General features: G+C 67.9%; 5 protein-coding genes. 4 read left to right on the forward strand and 1 reads right to left on the reverse strand.

Annotated features, from left to right (window positions below; translation table 11 throughout):
• Nucleotides 1–161: 161 nt before the first annotated feature.
• Nucleotides 162–1,094: a cytochrome P450 gene (locus H5J31_RS39230; protein WP_181777717.1), complete on the reverse strand. Its 933-nt coding sequence runs from the start codon at nt 1,092–1,094 to the stop codon at nt 162–164.
• 9 nt (nt 1,095–1,103) lie between these two features.
• Between H5J31_RS39230 and H5J31_RS39235 the strand changes: the two genes are divergently transcribed.
• The 4 genes from H5J31_RS39235 to H5J31_RS39250 form a co-directional block, all read left to right on the forward strand.
• Nucleotides 1,104–2,816 carry a fatty acyl-AMP ligase gene (locus H5J31_RS39235; RefSeq protein WP_181777718.1) on the forward strand — a complete coding sequence of 571 codons (1,713 nt, stop codon included), beginning with the start codon at nt 1,104–1,106 and terminating at the stop codon, nt 2,814–2,816.
• Nucleotides 2,806–3,111 carry an acyl carrier protein gene (locus H5J31_RS39240; protein WP_236005663.1) on the forward strand — a complete coding sequence of 102 codons (306 nt, stop codon included), beginning with the start codon at nt 2,806–2,808 and terminating at the stop codon, nt 3,109–3,111. The genes H5J31_RS39235 and H5J31_RS39240 overlap by 11 nt, the downstream gene beginning before the upstream one ends.
• Before the next feature lie 139 nt (nt 3,112–3,250).
• Complete coding sequence (locus H5J31_RS39245) at nt 3,251–3,565, forward strand: hypothetical protein (protein ID WP_181777720.1); 315 nt, start codon at nt 3,251–3,253, stop codon at nt 3,563–3,565.
• Nucleotides 3,565–5,466: collagen-like domain-containing protein (locus H5J31_RS39250; RefSeq protein ID WP_181777721.1), on the forward strand; the 1,902-nt coding region annotated here is incomplete at its 3' end. The genes H5J31_RS39245 and H5J31_RS39250, both read left to right, overlap by 1 nt.

Here is a 5,466-nt window from a genome sequence, read left to right on the forward strand (position 1 = left end):
TCGATCTGGAGCGGCCCAACGCCGCCAGGATCTACGACTGCCGCCGCCTCCAGCCCCGGTTCCCGTTACCGAGGAGCGGCCGGCCGGGCGGCATCGGCGGGCGGCCGCGCGGGGTGACGACGACGATTTCGCCGAGACCGACTGGCTGGCGACCTGAGCCGTCAGGTTCGCAGCGTCACGATGGCGCGCTCGACGCCGTGGAAGACGGCGTGCGTCTTGTATCGCACGTCTTCCACGACGTGGTCCGGGGTGAGGATCTCGGCCAGTGCGCGTAGCGCCACTTCGCCCTCGGCGACCGCTACGCGCGAGCCGGGGCAGGTGTGGCGGCCGAGGCCGAACGCGAGTTCGTCGCCGGGGCCCAGCGGGATGGCCAGTTTGTCGCCCGTCGCGAAGTCCTTGCCGGACAAGGAGAACGGCGCGATCACGCGGCGGGCGGCAAAGCGGGTCGGGGCGATTTCGTGGATCAGGCCGCGTACGTCGCCGACAAGCTCGGGGCGGCGTAGGAGTTCGAGGCCGGCGAGGGCGAGGAAGTTCATGGAGTTCTCGTACGCGGCGTGGGCGAGCATGACCGGTGTGATCATCAGTTCGTCTTCGGAGATCCGGTCTGCTTCGTGCGCTTCGCGGAGCAGCGCGAGCCCGCCGCCTTCGACGGCCGTCGCCTTGAGGAAGAACATCGCGACCCTGAGCGCGGCGGTGTCGGCCCCCGCCGGTCCGCCCGACCAGACGTCCAGATTCGCGGCCGTCTCGGACAGGTTCGTCAGCAGCTTCTCGCTCAGCGGCTCCGCCGCGCCGAGTACCGCCGCCGTCACCCTGGCCGCCACCGGCCTGGCGAAATCGGCCACCAGGTCGAACCGGGAGAGCGACTTTAGCGGGCTAATCGCGATCTGGAGGTCGTTGAGCACGGCGTCCGGAAGGGGCTCCACCAGGGCGATGACCTCCTTGACGACCGCGCGCAGCCTCCGGTGGTCCGCGCCGTCCATCAGCAGGAGGTTCGGCGTCTCGGCGGCGGCCCCGCCCGGATTCGAGCTGAGCTCCCGGTCGCGCAGGGCCTTGACGCGGTCGGCCGGATCGTCCAGCACGCAGAAGTCGTCCACCTTCGTATGATGCCCAGGTCGCGGCCGGAGGATGTGCAAGTGTCAGCAGAAGTGCCCGAGGAAGTGTTGCGGACGCCGCTCGTGCATCGGCTGCTCGCGCGCGCGGAGGTCGAGCGCCCGGCGTACACGCATCTCGACTGCTCGGATCGGCACAATCTCGTCGAAGACACGCTGACCTGGGCCGAGCTCCTCGTCCATGTCCGCGCTGTCGCAGCGAAGCTCCGTGAGCTGATCCAGCCGGGGGACCGGGTCGCGATCACGGCGCGACAGGACCTCTCGTACATCGTCGCGTTCTTCGGCGCGCTTTACGCCGGGGCCGTCGCGGTGCCGCTGTCCGCGCCGGACGTCCGTGCACATCGCGAGCGGCTCATCGGGGTCCTGAACGACTGCGACGCCGACATCTGGCTCACGTCGGAAGCCCTGGTCGAGCGGCTCGAGGAGTTCGCCGAGACCGAGGACGTCCCGGCACCGAGCGAGATCGTCGCCGTCGACGCCCTGCCGCCGGACCCGGCGGACCAGTCGCCGCCGACGCCGGTGTCGCCGGAGGACCCCGCTTACCTGCAGTACACGTCCGGCACGACGCGATCACCCGCCGGGGTGATCATCACGCACCGGGCCCTCTCGGCCGCGTGCTGGCAGATCTGCGACGCCTACGACGGCGGCGAGCACACCACCTGCGTCGGCTGGATCCCGTTCTTCCACGACATGGGGCTGGCGCAACTGATCGCCGGGACGATGCACTCCGGCGGCCGGTCGGTGTTCATCGCGCCGCTGGAGTTCATCCGGCGCCCGGAGCGCTGGTTGCTGCTGATGTCGGCGTATCCGCACACGCTCACGGCGGCCCCGAACTTCGCGTACGACCTGGTGGTCGAGGCTGTTCCCGAAGCGAAGCGGGCCGAGTACGACCTCTCGACGGTTTCGATCGCGCTCAGCGGCAGCGAACCGGTCCGGCCCGCGACGGTCCGGCAGTTCCTCGCCGCGTACGAACCCCACGGCTTCCCGCGGGGCGCGCTCCGGCCGTCCTACGGCTTGGCGGAGGCGACCGTCTACGTCGCCAGCGGCGACGCGAGCGGCCCGGTGGTGACCGAAGTGGACGGCCGCGAGGTCGTCGAGATCGGCCGGCCCCGGGGCCAGCGGGTCCGCGTCGTGCCCCCTTCAGATCGCGTTTCGCCCCCTAATCGCGATCTGAACGGGGTGGGCGAGATCTGGGTGAAGGGGCCCAACGTGGGGGCCGGGTACTGGCGGCGTCCCGAGCTGACCGCCGAGGTGTTCGGCGCCGAACTCGACGGGCAAGGCGGCTGGCTCCGCACCGGCGACCTGGGAACGATCCGGGACGGCAGGCTCTCCGTGACCGGGCGCATCAAGGACCTGATCATCATCGACGGCCGCAACCACAGCCCGCACGACATCGAGGAGACCGTCGCCGCCGCACATCCCGTCCTCGGGCCGGACCGGGTCGCCGCGTTCTCGGTCGACGGCGACGACGGCGAGGCTGTCGTCGTGGTCGCCGAGCGCGCGCGGAAGGCGTCCGGTTTCGACGAATCCGAGGTCGCCAAAGCGGCCACTCGCGCGGTCGCGGAGCGTCATGACGTGGGGCTCCGGGCCTTCTTCCTGGTGAAACCCGGCGGTCTGCCGCGGACGTCCAGTGGCAAGGTCGCCCGTTCCGCGGCCAGAACGCGGTATTGGCCGGCGGATGGGACAGAATCCCCCCATGGCAGCTGACGGGAGCGAGTACGTCGACGAGATCAAGGCCCTCGTCTGCGAGACCTTCGACGTCGATCCGGACACCATCGACGAGAACACGCCCTTCTCCGAGATGGGCGTCGACTCCCGGCGCCGCGTCCGGCTCCTGGCGACGGTCGAAGTGGAGTTCGGCATCGACATCGATCTCGACGAGCTGGATCGCCTGGTCGACATCCGGGGCGCGGCGACCGTTCTCGCCGAGGCCGTCGAAGCGGGCGCGAAGCCACGAAAACGCGGTCTACCAGGCTTCTTGCGCCGAAATCGTTTGAGTTAGCAAAGGTGTGAATGTTCCTGCGGCCTCGGTGACCGGTGGGTACATTCTTGTGTGCATATGCGATGGCACCTGATGCCGCCGGCGTGCGTCGTAGGTAGGACAACGAGGCGGATACAGCGGGACGAAGGGGGCACCGGTCATGCCGGACGGGGGCTACAAAGCCGATTCAGAGGCGATGCTCACGGCGTCGACGTCGTTGGAGCGAGCAGCTGAGAACACGACGTCCGAAGCGGGGAAGGTCGGGCCGACCCAGGTACAACCCGCGGACTTCGGCCGGGTGCACAAGGATCACCAGAAAGGCTATGCCACGGGGATCCTCGCCATTTCCGACGCGATGAAGGGTTACGCGGGCCAGCTCACCCAGCTCGCCGGGGGCGTCGGTACCGCGTCGACCCGCTACACCTCATCCGACCAGGCGAGCGCCGCCGCCGCGAACAAGGCAGGTACCCAGTAATGGCACGGCCCACGCCGCAGCAGATCAAGGAGCTGCAGAACGACCCGTACATCACCCAGGGGACCAAGGACGCCCTCTGGTTCGGCGGGGAAGACGCCTACAAGAAGGCCATCGCCGAACGCGACGCGAACGCGGCCGGGGACAAGAAGCAGAAGGCCGCCGCGGACAAGGCGGACAAGGACCTCGACTCGATGGCCCGTCCGGCGGCGGGTGGTGCCACCACCAAATCCGACCAGGTGCTCGACCTCGGGAATCCGGCGCTGGACTTCTTCTCGGAATGGTCCGACCAGGTCTGGAACAAGATGCCGGACAAGCCGTCCGACATCAACTACAAGACCGACATCTGGGACCGGTTCCACGAGAACCGTGAGATCAACTTCCAGGCGATGTTCGACGAGGTCGAAGACATCGGCGACGCCAAGAAGGCCGTCGAGCAGACCCGGACCGATGCGACTTCGGCGCTGTCCACCCTCTTCCACGACTGGAAGGGTGAGGGCGCGACGGCCGCGAAGGTCAAGTACGAGCAGCGTATCCAGCCGGACGCCGGAGAACTCATCGCGCAGATGGACGGCGTCATCAAGCTGGTGCCGTCGACCATCGACAAGATCTACTCCGCGTTGAAGCTGAAGGTCGACGAGACGCTGAAGCTGCGTGTCGACAAGGTCGCCACGGCGCCGCTGTACATCGCGAAGCAGGTCGTCGATGTCGCGAACGGCAATGTCGGTTCCAAGGAAAAGCTCCTGGACATCGCCTATTGGCTCGACTCGGCGTGTCCGGGCAACAATCTCGCCGAGCGGCTTCGTCACGACGACTGCGATCTGAACGACGAGAACAAGGATTACGCGATCGGTGCCGCGAAACAGTGGCTGAAGGGTTCGTTCGCCAAGGAGTTCGGCGAGCGGTACGACAACTTCAAGAAGCTCTGCAAGAACGCGACCGACACGATCAACACGCAGTACCACGAGCTTTCGCGGTTCATGGAGGACTACACGAATCCGTTCCCCGCGGCCGGATCCGCAAAGCCGCCCGCCGAAAAGCCGCCGGGCAACGACGGCAACGGCGGCGGGACCCCGCCCGGTGGCGGAGGCGGCACGCCTCCTGGTGGCGGTGGCGGAACCCCGCCCGGAGGCGGTGGCGGAACTCCGCCGGCGGCATCCGTTCCGGAAGCACCGGGACCGGAGGACAAGCCCGCCGAGGGAACGAACCCGGTCACCGGGAAGCCACTCGAAGTCGATCCCGAGACCGGCAAGCCGTACCCGATCGACCCGGCGACGGGTGAGGCGATCAAGGACGGCATCGACGGTCAGGACACCATGACCGTCGAAAAGGGCGACAACAAGATCGAGATGACCGAGCCGGATAAAGACGGCAAAATGGACATCAAGGTCGACGACGGCAAGGGCAACGAGAAGGAATACAAGCTCGACTTCGACGACCCGAAGGCCGAAGACGGCAAGCCCGGCGAAGAGGGCAAGGACGATAAGGACGGCAAGGACTTCGGTCCGAAGGGCGCTGTCAAGGAAGGCGAGCCCGGCGCAGACGGCGTCTACCGGCCAGGTCCGGACGGCAAGATCCACATCCAGGACGGCAACCTCAAGATCACCGCCGAGCAGCCCCAGGGCCCGAACGGGCCGACCGTCGTGACCGTCGACGACGGCAAGGGCGAGCCGACCACCTACACCCTCGACGAAAAGGGTGAGAAGACCGAGCTCAAACCCGGCGACAAGATCGATACCGACAAGATCGAGAACGGCCTCGACGACCGTGATCCCGGCAATCCGCGGCCGGAGAAGCTCGAAGACGTGCGCACGATGCCGGCGCCCGCCGACGGGTCGGTTCCCGGTGGCGAGGGCGCGTCCGGTGCCTCCGCACCGTCGGGCATCGCCGGGGGCGGCGGCGTC

This window comes from Amycolatopsis pittospori (assembly GCF_013870525.1).
Taxonomy (GTDB): Bacteria; Actinomycetota; Actinomycetes; order Mycobacteriales; family Pseudonocardiaceae; genus Amycolatopsis; species Amycolatopsis pittospori.

Excerpts from the sequence above, each read along its gene's own strand:
- H5J31_RS39235 (WP_181777718.1), top strand. The coding sequence starts at position 1,104 with ATGCCCAGGTCGCGGCCGGAGGATGTGCAAGTGTCAGCAGAAGTGCCC.
- H5J31_RS39240 (WP_236005663.1), top strand. The coding sequence starts at position 2,806 with ATGGCAGCTGACGGGAGCGAGTACGTCGACGAGATCAAGGCCCTCGTC.
- H5J31_RS39245 (WP_181777720.1), top strand. The coding sequence starts at position 3,251 with ATGCCGGACGGGGGCTACAAAGCCGATTCAGAGGCGATGCTCACGGCG.